The sequence below is a fragment of the Geodermatophilus sp. SYSU D00525 genome (assembly GCF_054050475.1).
Window position 1 is genome coordinate 58,162 of the sequence record NZ_JBJGZK010000002.1, and the last position, 15,302, is coordinate 73,463.

Annotated in this window: 13 protein-coding genes; 9 read left to right on the forward strand and 4 right to left on the reverse strand. The window is 70.2% G+C overall.

Translation table 11 applies throughout. The annotated features are described in order from the left end of the window. The first annotated feature begins 106 nt into the window (after positions 1 to 106). The 3 genes from ACI796_RS02245 (at position 107) to ACI796_RS02255 (ending at position 2,196) form a co-directional block, all read left to right on the forward strand. Complete coding sequence (locus ACI796_RS02245) at positions 107 to 238, forward strand: hypothetical protein (protein WP_456939635.1); 132 nt, start codon at positions 107 to 109, stop codon at positions 236 to 238. Between the two features lie 511 nt (positions 239 to 749). Then, positions 750 to 1,556 (forward strand): hypothetical protein, encoded by an 807-nt coding sequence (locus ACI796_RS02250; protein ID WP_456939636.1) that lies wholly within the window; start codon positions 750 to 752, stop codon positions 1,554 to 1,556. A gap of 1 nt (position 1,557) precedes the next feature. Further along, positions 1,558 to 2,196: a hypothetical protein gene (locus tag ACI796_RS02255; RefSeq protein WP_456939637.1), complete on the forward strand. Its 639-nt coding sequence runs from the start codon at positions 1,558 to 1,560 to the stop codon at positions 2,194 to 2,196. 35 nt (positions 2,197 to 2,231) lie between these two features. Here ACI796_RS02255 and ACI796_RS02260 read toward each other — a convergent pair whose 3' ends face one another. From ACI796_RS02260 to ACI796_RS02275, 4 genes are read right to left on the reverse strand one after another with little or no spacing between them, the layout of a single operon-like run. Continuing rightward, positions 2,232 to 3,047, reverse strand: a complete 816-nt coding sequence (locus tag ACI796_RS02260; protein WP_456939638.1) for a sigma factor-like helix-turn-helix DNA-binding protein — start codon at positions 3,045 to 3,047, stop codon at positions 2,232 to 2,234. A gap of 30 nt (positions 3,048 to 3,077) precedes the next feature. After that, positions 3,078 to 3,968: a DUF6339 family protein gene (locus ACI796_RS02265; RefSeq protein ID WP_456939639.1), complete on the reverse strand. Its 891-nt coding sequence runs from the start codon at positions 3,966 to 3,968 to the stop codon at positions 3,078 to 3,080. 3 nt (positions 3,969 to 3,971) lie between these two features. Then, positions 3,972 to 4,964, reverse strand: coding sequence for a hypothetical protein (locus tag ACI796_RS02270; RefSeq protein ID WP_456939640.1), 993 nt, complete (start codon positions 4,962 to 4,964; stop codon positions 3,972 to 3,974). Next, complete coding sequence (locus ACI796_RS02275; protein ID WP_456939641.1) at positions 4,961 to 7,081, reverse strand: helix-turn-helix domain-containing protein; 2,121 nt, start codon at positions 7,079 to 7,081, stop codon at positions 4,961 to 4,963. The genes ACI796_RS02270 and ACI796_RS02275 overlap by 4 nt, the downstream gene beginning before the upstream one ends. Positions 7,082 to 7,373: 292 nt before the next feature. Here ACI796_RS02275 and ACI796_RS02280 point away from each other — a divergent pair, with 292 nt between their 5' ends. The 6 genes from ACI796_RS02280 to ACI796_RS02305 all read left to right on the forward strand — a co-directional run bounded on the left by ACI796_RS02280 (position 7,374) and on the right by ACI796_RS02305 (position 15,297). Then, positions 7,374 to 9,257 carry a hypothetical protein gene (locus ACI796_RS02280; protein ID WP_456939642.1) on the forward strand — a complete coding sequence of 628 codons (1,884 nt, stop codon included), beginning with the start codon at positions 7,374 to 7,376 and terminating at the stop codon, positions 9,255 to 9,257. Between the two features lie 239 nt (positions 9,258 to 9,496). Continuing rightward, complete coding sequence (locus tag ACI796_RS02285) at positions 9,497 to 11,758, forward strand: HelD family protein (RefSeq protein ID WP_456939643.1); 2,262 nt, start codon at positions 9,497 to 9,499, stop codon at positions 11,756 to 11,758. A 40-nt stretch (positions 11,759 to 11,798) separates the two neighbouring features. Further along, positions 11,799 to 12,521 carry a TY-Chap2 family putative peptide chaperone gene (locus tag ACI796_RS02290; RefSeq protein WP_456939644.1) on the forward strand — a complete coding sequence of 241 codons (723 nt, stop codon included), beginning with the start codon at positions 11,799 to 11,801 and terminating at the stop codon, positions 12,519 to 12,521. A 93-nt stretch (positions 12,522 to 12,614) separates the two neighbouring features. Beyond that, the gene (locus ACI796_RS02295; protein WP_456939645.1) at positions 12,615 to 13,700 is read left to right on the forward strand and encodes a DNA cytosine methyltransferase; all 1,086 of its coding nucleotides are present in this window, start codon (positions 12,615 to 12,617) and stop codon (positions 13,698 to 13,700) included. A 49-nt stretch (positions 13,701 to 13,749) separates the two neighbouring features. Next, entirely contained in the window at positions 13,750 to 14,172 is a 423-nt protein-coding gene (locus ACI796_RS02300; protein ID WP_456939646.1) for a very short patch repair endonuclease, read from the forward strand. Positions 14,173 to 14,181: 9 nt separating this feature from the next. Beyond that, entirely contained in the window at positions 14,182 to 15,297 is a 1,116-nt protein-coding gene (locus ACI796_RS02305) for a DNA cytosine methyltransferase (RefSeq protein ID WP_456939647.1), read from the forward strand. The last annotated feature ends 5 nt before the right edge of the window (positions 15,298 to 15,302 follow it).

The following is a 15,302-nucleotide window of genomic DNA, read 5'->3' on the forward strand; positions in this document are numbered from 1 at the left end:
TGGGGACGGTTCCACGACCCGAAGTCGCTGGCGCGCGCTCGTCGGCGAGGTAGGGGAGCTGGCCGAGCTGCTGCAGTGGCTCCCGGCGGCCGAGCAGATGGCGGCCGTGCGGCAGCCACCACTCAACGACCGGCTGGGGGAGGTGATGGCCGACGTGCACCTCTACCTGCTGCGGCTGGCCGACGTCGTCGGCGTTGACCTCGCTGGAGCCACGCGAGCCAAGCTCGCCGTCAACTAGGAGCGCTTTCCGTCTCTGAACCGCTGAAGCCGCCCGCCCTTTGGAAGGCCCCCGCCTTTAAGGGAGCAGGCAACAACCGTTCGTCCCTCCGACCGCTGCGAACCGCAGCGCCGTCAGTCCGGTCCAGCGCCGCTGTCAGTCCGAGCAGCGCGCTCCGTCGTGGTCCTCGAGCAAAACCTCGAGGCTGCATGGCGGAGGGACTCGTCGATATGACGATGTCGTAGTCACTGCAATGAAGCGTACAAGCCGAGTGGGTTGAGCGATTGCGGTGCGCGGAGCCCTGCCGCCCGACGCGGACGGTGAGCGGCGGATGTCTTCGGCTGACGCATCGATGAGTCGGCGGTCGCCTCCGCGGCTGTGCAACCCGGAGGAATGACTGCAGGCGTGGGATAAGCCGACTCATCCGTCCCACCTGAGATGCTGCGCCGCCGGGTGCGGCGAGGTCGGCACCTCGACCGGTGTGGGTTGTCGAGGCGCCGCGGGGCTCTGGATGTGTACTCAAGGAGGAACCGTGACCGGCAGCGAAGCAGCCATCCGTGAACGTCTGTCCGAGTTCACTGAGCTCCTCGAGGAGGCTTTCGGACAGGGCTATGAGGGGGACAACGCCCGCGCGCTGGAAGCGATGCGCCGAGTGAAGCGGCGTCTCACCGAGTTGCTCGGTGAAGGCGACAGCCAGCGGGGGGAGCTCAAGGCACTCGGCGCAGAGCGTCGGCTTCTCGAGCAGAGACTCCGGACCCTCGGGGACGTCGCACGAGACGTCGGTTCCTGGGGCCAGCGGATCCACGGAGCCGCCGGTCGGCTCCTCAACGGACCTGGCCCCGTCGACGCCCGTGACGTGACGCTCCGCGCCGCGCGGGCAATGCTGGACAGTGCTGAAGCCCGCGCCGGAGCACGCCAGGAGGTGGCAGAGGCGCGGCGGCTGTCCGCTCGGGCCACGGACCTGCAGGAGCGGTCGCCCGCGAGGCGAGCGCAGGCCGAGAGGAGGCTCCGTCTGGCGCGGGAACGGGCCCGGCAGCTGGGCGAGATCGAGCAGCAACTCGAGCGGGACCTGGAACAGGCGGAGTACCTGCGTTACGAAGCTTCATCGGCGGAACAGCGGTACTACAAGGGTCTGAGCGAGGTCATCCGGGAGTGGATCTCGCGCCACGGACGAGATCGTGCATTGGACCTGGTGGTCTCGCTCGTCGACGCCGGCGCTCCATCCGGTCTCATCGACGAACACTTCCCGCCGGAGCCCGAACCGGAGCCGCAGTGGCAGGAGTCAGGCGGCGACTACTACGAGGACCAAGGCTACGGCGGCTGGGACAGGGGCTACTGACGTGGGACTGGCCGACGACCGCGCCGTCATCGAGACGTGGCAGCCTCCGGGCCGCTTCCACCTGTTCTGGTTCATCCCTCTCGGGTTCGACGCCGAGCGGCTGAAGAAGTCCGCCCTCGACGCCTGCGATGACGCTCAGCGTCTCCTCAACCCCGTCACTCGGGCGCGCGCCGAACTGACGGAGCTGCGCGATGTCGTCAAGCGGCTCCGGGCCATCGCCGAGCGGAAGGAGACTCTGCAGGAGCACATCGACGTCCTGCAGAGGGCAGCCGACGGCGAGCCGGTCCACGACCTGGCTGACACGATTGCGGCTCTGGTCGATCACCTCCGGAACACGCGCGCCGAGGTCCAGGCCGGCCGACGGAAGCTCGAGGAAGCTCGTGATCGCCTCCGACCCCTCGAGCTCGAGTCCGAGCAGGTCGACGGGCTCGAGCGGGCAGCCGGTGCTCAGGAACGAGCGGTCAGACAGCTGGAGGAGCGCGTCGCCGAGCTCCGGAGGCAGATCCTGGATGTGACGGCGGGGGACGCCGCCACGCGACGAGACCTCCGCGAGGTGCACCGGTTGGTCTCCATCCGGCTCAAGTACGACGGACGTAGCGACGTGATCGACGACCTCGGGGGACCGTTGGAGGACTTGTAGGTGCAGTGCTCGCCCGCTGACACCGGAGCGCTGACTCAGGCTCCCCGGTGTCGGCGGGCGTGCAGCAGTGGGAGCGCAGCCGACTTGACCGCCGTCCAGGAACCGAAGGTGTTGCGGACGGTCTGCCCGCTGGGTGCGCCGTGCTCCCTCGCCCAGTTGCCGTAGTCCTCGATGCTGCCCGTGCTGCCGTCGTCGGCCAGATAGTCGACTACGCACTGCAGCATTTCAGCCTCCGACCACCGCCGGCTGTACTGACGCCGAGGCGCATTGACCGGGAGGCCGGCCTCGGTGAGGGCCGCGTTCCAGGTGTCGAACAACTGCAGGATGCGCACCCCCGACGGCATGCCGCCGAGCGCCCGGTAGGCGCGGTCGTAGTCCCCGCTCGACATGGTGGGCGTCCCCAGCCACGCCGCTGCGCGGCGCAACCCTTCGAGCACCTGCGAGCGGGTGTAGACCCGGTCCATGGTGGCCGGGTCCCGCACCAGGAGCCGGCCCGCGTCCGGGCCCAGCACGATGGATACCTCGTCCGGCCGGCACCCGAGGTGGTCGGCCACCTCGTGGCGACTCGCCCCGGGGTTGACCCGTAGGTAGTCCATGACCCTGGATCGCAGGGCGGTGAGCTCACGCTCCCGGGCCTCGCGTCGAGCGGCGCGGGCCTGGTCGGCGGCCCGCACCCCTGGACCCGCAACCGCGGCGACGATCTGCCGGACCCGTTCCCGCGTGACGCCGAAGTCACGCCCGATCGAGTCGTACGTCTCCCCGTCGACGTATCGCTCGTACATCACCCGCTTGCGGTCCGGACACCCGGGCGCGGTGTGCACCGTGTCGTTGCAGTAGGCGCAGAGGGTCACCGTGTTCCCCGTTCTCGTCGTGCTTGCGTCTCAGGCGGTAGCAGCCGACTCGGCCGGGCCCGATGGCTGGCCCGCGTCGTCGGCGCGGTGCTTCCCCCGCACGGGCGCCTCCTTGAACAGTTGCTCCAGCAGCTCGGTCATGACCCGGACGCTGTCCTCGGGGACCCGCGGGTCGTCGGGGCCGATCGGACGGCGATCGATGACGAGCAGGGCGTCGACCGACTCCTGCATCCAGGATCGCCGGACGTCGACATCGAGGCCCGGGTCCGCGGCGAGGGCGTCGACCAGCAGCGTGGTGGCCGCCGCGTTCACGGCCTTGGCGAGGGCGTTCGCCTCGCGGCCGCCGCGCTTGGTGCCGTCCTCCGGGAAGAGGACACGGACCGCCGCCTGTGTCGTGGGTCGATGGTGGGCGATGTCCATCCGGAAGAAGTTGTTCATGAGGTCCTGGTTCCCGAACGCCTTCTCGACCGGTGAGTAGTCGGAACCGTTCCGGAAGAGCTCCGCGCCCCACCAGAGCCGGCCGAGGGCGTGCTTGTACGTCGGCCCGTGGAACCGGTCGGGCGCCGCCGGGTCGCCCTTGTCCTCGTCGGTCGGCCCCCACCGCCAGCGCACGTACTCGGGCACCACCGCCAGGCCCAGGTGGCGCCACAGGCCGGGGCGGGCGGCCTCCCGCCGGGACAGTCGCAGGGTGGCGTGCAGGCGAGGCGCGAGCCAGGCGTCGCTCTGCTCGCGCCGACCGGTGAACTCGTCCATGGCGTGGTGGACCACCTGCCGCACCGCGGCGAGGTCGATGTCCGGCATCCCGTCCTCGCGCGGCCGGGACGTCTGGTACGGAGTGAAGTCCACGCTCTCACCGCCGGCACGCCAGGCGGCAGAGGCCAGGGCGGTCGCGGGGGACGACAGCTCTCGGATGCTCGTCACGTCTCAGTCCTCGTCCGGCTCGGTGGAGATGGTCTTCAGCGCTGCGCGCAGCCTCTTCGGGTAGTCCGCCTGCTGGCCGGCCGCCGGGAGCAGGCGCTCCTGCAGGCGTGCCGCCCCGTCCGCCTCCCGTCGGGTCGTCCAGGCGTCCTTGAGGGACTCCTCGTAGGGGGTGTCGGGGAACAGCCGGGGGAGCAGCGTCGCCAGGACGTGCCCCTGCCAGTCCGCCTCCGGCGGCTGCAGGTCCCCCTGCTCGTCCTCCTGGACTGCCTCGAGGGAGGACAGGAAGAGCGCCTGCCACGTCCGGGCCGCGATGTCGGCGAGGACCTGGTCGCGCAGTGCGCGCTCGGCGGCGGGTCGGCGCGGGCGCTCGTCGAGCAGGGAGCGCAGCCCGTCGAACGAGTCGTTGAGGTAGAGCTGCGGCTCGTCCGGCTCGATCCGAAGGAAGCAGACGTCCGCGGAGTACTCGTGCAGGAAGGCCTGGTCCTCCGGCGGGTTCTCGAAGTCGACCCAGGTGATCCGCATGCCGTTCTTGACCTCCCGCGGTGGGAGGTCGTCGAAGCGGACGGTCCACGGGTCGGCGAAACCGGCCATGCGGTCGCTGACGCCGTCGATGTCGGCCACGAGCGTGCCGCGCAGGGTGGCCTGGCCGTACCAGTCGGGACGGTCCAGGTCCACCTCGCCCGCCCAGGTCGCAGGAGCGGTACCCGGCTGCAGCTCGACGGCGACCCGGGTGTTGCTCGGACCGCAGTTGAGCACCACGACGGCCCGGATGCGCCCTAGGTCGCCGGCTCGGGCCTGGAGCTCGGCCTCCGGCCCGTGAAGCTCGACGGTCAGTCGGCCGCTGTCCCAGGGCGCACCGTCCGGATCGTTGAGCTGCACGACCCGCTCGTCGTCGAAGACGGCGTCCCAGGGGAGGGCCTTGCCGTCGAGCGTGGCCTCCACGACCCGCAGCTGCACCGCTCCACGCAGCTCGCGGTAGGGGAAGAGCTCCTTCACGCCGTCACCTCTCCCTGGACACGCACGTCCACCTGGACCTTCGCCCGGGCGGCCGCCACAGGGTGGGTGCTGGGGTCGGTGACCCCACGGAACTTGAGCGTCCGGGTCGTCACCGGCGTCACCAGCTGCCCGTTCTCCACCCGGCAGTTCTGGACCTCCTCGAGGGAGGCCCAGCGCACGCCGATGGCGGCGCCGCTGTCCGTCGCGAAGCGGAGGACCGGGGCCAGGCGCCACTCGGTGAGCGACTTCCGCTTCGGGGGCGGCAGGCTCACCGTCGCCTCCACCGCCCAGGCACCGTCCACGGTGGGGCCGCCCGACACCGTCTTGACCGTCGGCCGACCGCCGGAGGCCTGCGGCGGGGCCCCGATGCGCAGCAGGTTCTTGAGGTCCGACGGCCCGTCGGACCGGCCCTTGTCGGGACGGCTGACCGCCTCGCGGATGGCCTTCAGGACGGCGTACTGGAAGTTGTTGAGGGCGGTCTTGGCGCCGCGTGCGTAGGACGACGTCAGGTCGCCCGTGGCGATCCACTTGTCGTGCTGCGGGGGCTCGGCGGCGCGGAGGAACCGTTCGGCGGCCTGCGCGGCCGCGTCGTCCCCGGCCGCCCGGCCTGCCAGGACGACGGCGTGGAACGGCGCGGCCCCGACGGGGAGCGCGGACACCCGCTGCTCCTGGATGGTCATGAGGCTGCCGCGGAGCCAGACCACGTGACCGACCCGCTCCTCGTCCGCGTGCGCCAGGCGGACGAGGACGGTTGCCTCGTGCTCCGTCTTCGGATGCGGGTCGTCGTCGCTGATCCGCGCCGGCACCTGGAGCGGCACCTGCAGGCGCAGGACGTCACCGGGGTGCTGGAGCAGCTCGACGTCGTCCACCGTCTCGTCGGTGAGGTGCTTCTCGTATGCCTGGACGAAGCCCGGCTTACGCGCACCGTGCTCGACGGCGCGGTCGCTCGAGACGTGCCCGTCCCGCAGCGTGCGGACGGCGACCCGGAGCTTCGGCTCCCCCTCGGGGCGCGGGGTCATGGCCGCCCAGAAGTTGTCGGCCATGCCCTCGATGAGCGTGCGGGCCATGTCCTCCAGCGACTCCGCCTCACCCGACGGATCGTGGAAACCGACGACCAGGAACGAGGTGCCGGGGTCGTCGCCCTCGCGCTTAAGGTGGGCGTCCTCCACCAGGACCGGGTTGCCGAAGACCGACCGCACGACCGCGGTCCCGCTGACCTGGTCGGTCCGGGACGGGTCGGGCTGCCCGAGCCAGACGGGGCCGGCGTACTCCTTGCCACGCAGGCTGTGCGCGGGGAGCTGACCGCGGCCGAAGAACCGGTCCTCGGACTGCCCGTCCTCGGGGATCGAGAGACGACTGTTGGCCAGGACGAGGGAGAACTCGCTGCAGCCCCACATGGCGTTCTTGCCGAGCCCGAAGCTCCCGCCCCCGGCCGCGCCCTTCTGGCTGTCCAGCTGGTTGCGCAGGACGGCGGTGAAGCGGCTGCGGCCGTACTCCGACCCGGTCAGGCCGTTTGCGCCGTAGTCATCGATCCGCAGGAGGACCATCCGACGGTCCTCGTCGAGGCGCTTCAGTGCCGTCGCGATTCCTCGGGCCGCCTTGCGGCGGGTGTCCTGGGCGGCCGCCTCGAGATGGGCGCGGTACTCCTGCCAGAGGATGGTGTCCTCGAACTCGGTCAGCGTCCGGCCGGTGAGCTCGAGGATGCTGAAGACCATGCGGACGCCGGTCCCGCCCTCGACGAGCTCGTCGGAGCTGTTCTGGCCCACTTCACGGGCCAGCCGCGGCAGCGAGAGCTCGAAGGCGTGTTCGGCGACATTGCCGAACTCCCGACCGCCGTCCACGGGTGCCGGCCGCGCATACAGGCTGAGGTTCCGGCGGTAGTCGGCGCGGAGCCCCGCGACGTCGACGGGCATCTCACCGCGGCCGCTGAGCAGGTAGTCGGCGGGGACGTCGAGCGCCTCCGCGATCTGCAGGAGGCTCGCCCGGCTGCAGGGCTTGCCGTTCATCCAGGAACTGACGGCCGCCGGGGTGACCCCCAGGCGAGCGGCCAGTCCCGACTGCGTGAGTCCACGCAGGACGAGCATCTGGCCCAGGCGCTTGGCGAAGGTGTCGTCCACTCCGCCTCCTCTCACCGCTGCTTGACGTTGGTCGAGGAGTGTGGAGTCCTGGTCCCCTTCTGTCAACCACAGGTTAACTACTTCGAATACTTTGCAGTTTCGACTTAACCGAACGACACAGTGGGGTCTTGGAGAGGCACGTCGGCCCTCGATCAGCCTGGGCGGACCTGCAGAGCGGCGCGGGGTCCGTCGTCGCCCGGCTCCGCCGTGCTAGCAACGAGCACTCGATCCGCTGCCGCCGGGTCGTCCACGGAGTACAGGGGGCGTTGCGTTGCCGTTGGTCTACAGGGCGGTGGTCGACGACACCGACGGCTCGATCGTGCGGCGGGTCGAGCCCCTCTATGCCGTCTGGCTGCACGCCAAGGGCCTCGTCCCCGACGACTTCCGGCTCGCCCCGTCGATGAGCACGCCGCTCCCTGCCGGTGATCACCCTGCGTGGTTGCAGCGCCAGACGGTGCCGCTCGACCATGCAGCGGGGCACCTGCACAGGATCCGACTGGTCGAGGAGACGCCGGACGGTCGATGGACGACGACCACGTCGTGGACGACCTCGGGACCGGTCCCGTCGATGCAGCAGGCCGCTCTCTCCGGGCCCGGACGTCCTCCCGCTGAACGGCCCCCACGCGTCCGCGACTGGGTGTGGGTCGACCTCGAGCACGAGCCCTTCGGCGGCCGTCCGGTACGTCCCGGCAGCCCGCGGATCGTCCGGGACCTCATGGCCGCCGGTGAGGCCCACGACGGCCGGATGCCTCTCACCGCGGACGTCCTGTTGGCCACCGCTGCGCATGTCGCGGAGCTCGTCGACTATCTCCAGGACCCGGTCCGTCAGGTGCCAGTGCTGGTCTTCGCGCACGATCCGTCGGACACCTACGACCAAGAGGCCTTGGCGCGTGACCTCGCTCGTGACCTGGCCGGCGTCGCAGCGGTCTTCCGGCTGGGGGGCCGGGAGGCGTCGGAGGCCTTCGCGTCTGCGTTGCCCGATGGCTTCGCCGTCCCGAGCGGTGCGCTGAGGACGTACCTCACCGAGGTCGGCGCGTCGGGTGACCTCGCCACCCGCCACCGTCTCCTGGGACGGACCTCGATTTCATCCCTCGGTGAGCGGGCCCTCCCCGCGGTCAAGGACCAGGTCCTCCACCTGTCCACCCAGCGCCCGGGTCCTCTGGACGCTGTCACCGTCCGTCGGTTGCTGTCGGGGACGGCGCGGGCGCCTCGCCCGGGCCGGTCGTCCGGGCGGCCGGTCGAGACGGTCCTCCCGTGGTTCCGCCGTCAGATCGCCCGCATCCGGGCGGTCACCGGTGGGGACATCCCGGGGTCCGGCGACCTCACCCTGGTCGCCTCGGCGCAGGACGTGCTGAGCCACGAGATCGATCGGCTGCTGGCGTCCCGGCAGGGCACGGGTCCGACGTCGGTCACGGTGGAGTCGACGTCGTTGCGGACCGAACTCGCGGAGAGCGAGGCGGACCGCGAGGTGCTGAACCAGCTGCTGACGGAGGCCGCCGAAGAGGTGAGGGCGGCGGAGCTGGCCCAGCGGGAGTCGGCCGACGCGACCGACTACCTCCGATTGGAGTTGGCCGAGGCCGCTCGCGCCGAGGAGGCCGCGCGGCGACGCACCCGCTGGCTCGAGGCCCGGGTGGCCCAGCTCGGGGCATCGGCCTGGGAGACGGACGGGACGACGCTCGAGATACCTCACTCGGTGGTCGAGGTACTCCAGCTGGCACGGGAGCGGTTGGCGCACGTGGAGATCGGCCCCACGGACGCCGCTGCGGCGGAACTCGACACCCACCCGGGAGCCGAGCTGTTCGCCATCAAGGTCTGGAACGCCCTCTCCGCGTTGGACGACTACACAGCCGCCGTCCGACGCGGGGAGCACAGCGGCAACTTCGTCTCCTGGTGTCAGGCTCCGCCGGCGTCCCGTGCAGCGGTATCGGCCAACGCCGTCGCACTCGTCGAGTCGGAGTCCGTGGACAACAACCCGACGCTCAGGGACAAGCGCGTGTTCCCCGTGCCCGAGCGGGTCGCGCAGGGCGGCCGGGTGTACATGCCCGCCCACATCAGGATCGTCCGGCGAGGAACCCCGGCGCCTCGCCTTCACTTCCACGACGACAGCAGAGGCGCGTCCGGCGTCGTCCATGTCGGATACGTGGGCCAACATCTGCCGACGGCACAGTTCCGGTGACCGTGAGGCACGACGACGCGGGTCACGGCAGACGGGGTGGCGAGGCGATGACGGACACGATCGAGGACGAGCTGGCCCGCGAGCAGGCCTACTTCGACACCGCGTGGGAGGCGCGCGAGCGCAAGAGGCGGACCCTCGAGGCGGCCCCGGGAGCCGCGGCCGGTTCTCGGGCCGCGGCTGCGGCGGTGCGGCGGGGCGCCGAACGGATCCTCGAGACCCTCGGTCGCCCGGACGAGCCCGTGGCGATCGGCCGCTTCGACCGTGACGACGGCGAGGTCGTCTACATCGGCAAGCACCTGATCACCGACGAGGAGCGCAACCCCCTCGTCGTCAACTGGCAGACGGACTTCGCCCGCCCGTACTTCGAGGCCACGTACGACGACACCCGAGGACTCCTGCGGCGCCGCAAGTTCCGGACCGAGCGCAACACCGTCCAGGACTTCGAGGACGTCGTCTTCGAGGACCTGGCCCGCCGCGTCGGCGAGCTCACCGGCCTCGAGGCGTCGGGCATCGACGACACGGTCCTGCGGGATCTGGAACAGGACCGCACCGGTGAGATGCGGGACATCGTCCAGACCATCCACTCGAGCCAGTACCGGCTGGTCCGGGCCCCGCTCGAGCAGTTGCTCGTCGTCCAGGGGGGACCGGGGACCGGCAAGACGGCAGTCGCCCTCCACCGCGTGTCGTGGCTGCTCTTCAACCACCGGGACCGCCTGTCGGCCGAGCAGGTCCTGGTGATCGGGCCCAATCCGACCTTCACGCGGTACATCCGTCAGGTGCTCCCCGGCCTCGGGGACGTCGACGTCGTCCATCGGGACCTGCGTGGACTCGGTCCGACGGCCTCCACCGGTCGTCTCGAGGAGGCGGACACCGCGCGCCTCAAGGGCGACGGTCGCATGGCAGGGCTGCTCCAGCGAGCGCTCCGGCAGAGGGTCCGGGTGCCGGACCGCTTGGAGGAGTTGGCCGTCGAGTCCACAGGAAGCGCAGCGCGGTTCACGCGACAGGAACTGCAGTTGGCGTTGATCCGATACCTGGCATCGCCCACCTATGTCGGAGGGCGGACCGGTCTGCGGGCGTGGATGACGGAGGAGATGGGCCGGCGTACGGCCGGGTCCGTGAGCCCCACCCAGATCGACGCCGCGGTCGAGCGGCTCTGGCCGTCGCTGACGCCCCAGGCCTTCGTCCGTGACCTGCTCGCCTCGCGGGAGCGGTTGCTCGCGGCGGCCGGGGACGATTTCACTGCCGGCGACGTGGGGCGCCTGCTCCGAGCACCGGCCGAGCGGCTCTCGGACGAGACGTGGACCGACGCCGACGTCGCCCTGCTCGACGAGGCGGACGCCCTCGTCAACGGATCTCCCGCGCAGTACCGGCACATCGTCGTCGACGAGGCGCAGGACCTCACGCCGATGCAGCTCCGCGCCGTCCGTCGGCGGTCCGTCGACGGCTCCATGACCCTCGTCGGGGACCTGGCCCAGTCCACCGGTGTGTGGGCGCGGGACTCGTGGGACGACGTCACCGAGGCCCTGCAGCGGCAGCATCCCGTGGAGGTGGAGGAACTCGCCTTCGGCTATCGCGTCCCGCAGCAGGTCTTCGAGTTCGCCGCCCGGCTGCTGCCGGAGGCGGCGCCGGGCGTGACGCCGCCGAGGGTCGTCCGGCAGGGGCCCGAGGAACCAGGCCTCGCGGAGGTCAACGAGGAGGAGCGCGTCGGGCGCACGGTGCAGATCGCGCAGGACCGGGCGGCGCAGGGCCTGTTCGTCGGCATCGTCTGCCCGGACTCGATCCGTCCGGCGGTCGTCGAGGCGCTGACGGCAAAGAACGTCCGGTACAGCGATGCCGGCAAGGGAGCGCTCGGCGCGTCGATCAACCTGGTGAGCCCGCAGGACGCCAAGGGGCTCGAGTTCGACTCGGTGGTGGTCGTCGAGCCCGAGGCGATCGTCGAGGAGTCGGAACGGGGCCTACGGATGCTCTACGTGGCCCTGACCCGCACCACGCGCTTCCTCGACGTCGTCCACGCCGGTCGCGCGCTGCCGCTCTCGGCACCGGAGTCCGATGATCGGGCAGACGCCGTCATCTCTGTCACGGAGCACCTGCCACTCGAGTTGCAGCCAGTCGCCGAGATCGTCGACGAGCACCTCGTGCCCTCGCCGACGCCGAGCGGTTCACCAGCGACACTGCCGGGCAGCGAGGTCGACCGCAGCGACCCCGTCGTGCACTCCGAGGACCAGGTCGGCGAGGCCGTCCTCGAAACGGCCGAGGACGCTCCGGTGGACCACTCCGCCTCGACGCAGCTTCCGTCGTCGACCGCGCTGACTGGAGCCGCACCGGTCGTCGACGGCGGGCTCGACGACATCGCTGCGCTCGTCGTCCGGACGGTGGCCGCCAGGTTGGCGGACACCATCCGGGGTGCCGTCCCGCCGGCCAACTGGCCGCGATTGTTGGACGGTCTGCGCCGAGAGCTCGGCGTGTCTGCTGACGAGCTGTTGCAGCACCTCGACGACTGAGTCGGCTTCGACCACAGACGGACCAGTGCAGGAAAGGCCCATGGACTTCGACACCCACCGGTTGCAGATCGCCTTCTCGTGGCGGATCGCCGCCGAGCTGTGCCGGCGGGTGCCCGGCCACCGGGTCTACGAGACCCACCCAGGCGGCGGACAGATGGACTGTCTGGCGCTCAGGGGACCGGTCCTGTACGTCGACATCAACAGGCTCGGATCGCTGCACGCCCCGAAGGTCGAGTCGGACGGGCCGTTCCTCGAGCCGCGGCAGATGAACGAACTGGCGCTGCGGCCCGACGGCGTGGAGGTGGTGGTGGACCGGGTTCTCGGCGCGCACCGCATCGCTGTCCCCACCCGTCGGCCGCGGACCGATCCCGACGTCCTGACCTATCGGGTGATCGCTGCGGTTCTCGCGCAACAACTCTTCGAGGGGCCGTGGGACTGTCGGTCCGTCTTCCACGACAGCAGCGGTAGCTACGGCTCCGGCATGCCGGACTCCGCGCCGGTCCGTGAACTGGCCGAGGTGCCGGCCAACGAGATCTGGTGTCTCTCGCGCGGCGACGACGTCGTCGCGCATCTCCACCGAGGTTGGGCTTTCACCGGGACAGGCGAGAGGCTCGACCTGATGTCGCGTTACGACCGCGGGACGGCCCTGCCGCAACTGGTGGCTGAACTGACGAGGAGGCCGGCCCGCCGCCGGGCGCCCGCGCTCCCGCAGCCGTCCGAGCCACTGCGGCAGGCCGCACCGCAGTGGATCACTGGCGTGTGATCTCGTCGGGACGAAGCTGGACGGCCGGCGGGTCGAAACCGTCGTACCCCTCGGGGAACCTAGGCTCCACGCGTTGTGCCGGAAGGGAGCCTGGTGAGCGAGACGCCTGAAGAGATCCGCACGCTGGACCTGTTCGCGGGGGCAGGAGGTTTGAGTCTCGGGTTCGCCCAGGCGCAGAAGGGCTTCGTCCCGGTGCAGGCCGTCGAGATCGACCCCGCCGCTGCTCGCACGTTCAAGCAGAACTTCGGATGCCTGGTGCATGACGGTCCGATCGAGGAATTGTCCGAGTTCGAACCGGCGGATGTCATCCTCGGCGGCCCTCCCTGCCAAGGGTTCTCTCCGCTCGGCAAGAAGCGGGACGCCGATGCACGGGCTCGGTTAAACAGTCTATGGGAGCAGTACCTGCGGGCGGTGCGGGTGGTGAAGCCTCGCGCTTTCGTGATCGAGAACGTTCCGCAATTTCAGAAGTCCGCGCAGTTCGCGGAGTTGTTGCATCTCATGGCCACGGACCCCGAGCTCTCCCAGTACAGGTTCAACTTCGGGGTGCTCAACGCCGCCGATTACGGTGTACCGCAGAACAGGCGGCGAGGCATCTTCATGGCCGTTCGGGGTGACAAGGAAGTTCCGTGGCCTCCGGTCAAGACGCATGGGCCGGAGTCCAAGGACATGAGTCCCTACGTGACCGTGAGAGACGCATTTGAAGGCCTCGACCTCATGCCCGTACGGACGGCCCCGGGCGATGATGGAAGCGGGGGTCAGGATCTGCACTTCGTGCGAGAAAAGGTCAACCCTAAATCGCTGCAGCGCTACAAGGCCATCCCGTACGGAGGAAACCGGTTCGACCTCATGGAGAAGGAGCCGGACATTACTCCTCGGTGCTGGAAGGAGAAGCTGACCGGCACGACGGACGTCATGGGTCGTCTCTGGTGGGAGAGGCCGAGTGGCACCGTCAGAACCGAGTTCAACAAACCGGAGAAGGGGCGCTACCTGCATCCGGTTGCTGATCGTCCGATCACGCACCGCGAGGCAGCTCGTTTGCAGTCGTTCCCGGACGACTTCGGCTTTGTGGGCACGCGGACTGAGATTGCACGGCAGATCGGCAACGCGGTTCCGCCAGGACTCGCGAAGGCCATCGCGCTCCACCTGTACTCGCTGCTCGATGCTCAGGATCGTGACTGAAGGAACAGCAGAGCGACCTGGCGCCAGCTCACCGGGTGTCGCCGCCCGGATGAGCAAGCAGGCGCGCGCCGACACCGGTCCTGAGTTGGCACTGCGACGTCTCCTGCACCGCCGAGGCAAGCGGTACCGAGTCGGCTGGCCGGTACCAGGAATGCCGAGACGCAAGCTCGACATCGCGTTCACTAAGGCGCACGTCGCGGTCAGCGTCCACGGCTGCTTCTGGCACGGCTGTCCGCTCCACGCCACCTGGCCGGCCTCGAATGCGGACTGGTGGCGGCAGAAGATCGAGAAGAACAAGGTCAGGGACGAGGAGACCCGTCACCACCTCGAGGACCTCGGCTGGACGGTCGTGGAGGTGTGGGAGCACGAGTCACCCGAGGAGGCCCTGGAGCGGGTGCTCGGAGCACTGGAGGGGCAGCGTGACGAGGGGCACGGTGAGTCGGCGGTGATGACTGTCGGTGACGCCGGCTAACGTGAGGCGGTGCGGGGGGATGGCTTCACGGTGCTCGACCTGTTCGCCGGCTGCGGGGGGATGACCCGGGGTTTCCTCGACCAGGGGAGCTTCATGAGTGTCGGGGCGGTGGAGATCGACCGCGCGGCGGCCGCCACCTACGCCGCGAACTTTGACCCCCTGGGGGCGCACACCCACGCCGGGGACATCACGGGGTACACCGACGTCCCGCGCGTCGACCTCGTCATCGGGGGGCCACCGTGTCAGGGGTTCTCCGCCCTCGGCAAGCGTGACCCCGCGGACATGCGCAACCAGCTCTGGCGCGAGTTCGTGAGGGTCGTCCGTAAGTCCGATGCGCGGATGTTCGTCTTCGAGAACGTGGACCGGTTCGCCAAGACCCCGGAGTTCCAGCTGCTCCGGCAGGCCGCGAGTGAGGAGGGCGAGCTCGCCGACTTCGACACCCAGGTCTTCCGGCTCAACGCCGCGGACTACGGCACCCCGCAGAAGCGCATCCGCACCATCGTCGTCGGGTCGCGGATCGGTCCGGTCGACGGACCGCAGCAGACGCACGCGAAGGCGCCGGTCGGGGACCTAGGACGGTGGATCAGCCTGCGGGAGGCGTTCCTCGAGGGGCCGGTCGTCCTGCAGCCCCGCGTCCGTGAGACATGGCTGCCCGAGAGCACCGCTCAGTTCCAGGGACACGAGATCCCGGGGATCTTCAAGCTCCGGGACCTGCACGTCACGCAGAACCATGCCCTGATCTCCGAGATCCGCTACGCGCACATCGCGCCGGGACAGGGGCGGTTCGACCTGCCCGAGGAGCTCCAGTACCCCTGCTGGCGGCGGCACACCCGAGGCGCCGGCGACGTCCTCGGCCGGCTGCGCTGGGACGAGCCCGCGGTGACCATCCGCACCGAGTTCTTCCGGCCCGAGAAGGGACGTTTCCTGCACCCGCAGTGGGAGAACGGCGGCGAGCAGGTCAACCGAGCGCTCACCCACGCGGAGGCGGCGGTCGTCCAGGGCTTCGACGACCGCCACCTCTGGTGCGGCACCAAGGCGGACATCGCTCGCCAGATCGGGAACGCCGTCCCGCCGCCCATGGCCCGTGCGGTCGCCGATGTCGTGGCCGCCCGACTCGCCGCCTGACGCGG

Excerpts from the sequence above, each read along its gene's own strand:
- ACI796_RS02290 (WP_456939644.1), top strand. The coding sequence starts at position 11,799 with ATGGACTTCGACACCCACCGGTTGCAGATCGCCTTCTCGTGGCGGATC.
- ACI796_RS02300 (WP_456939646.1), top strand. The coding sequence starts at position 13,750 with ATGAGCAAGCAGGCGCGCGCCGACACCGGTCCTGAGTTGGCACTGCGA.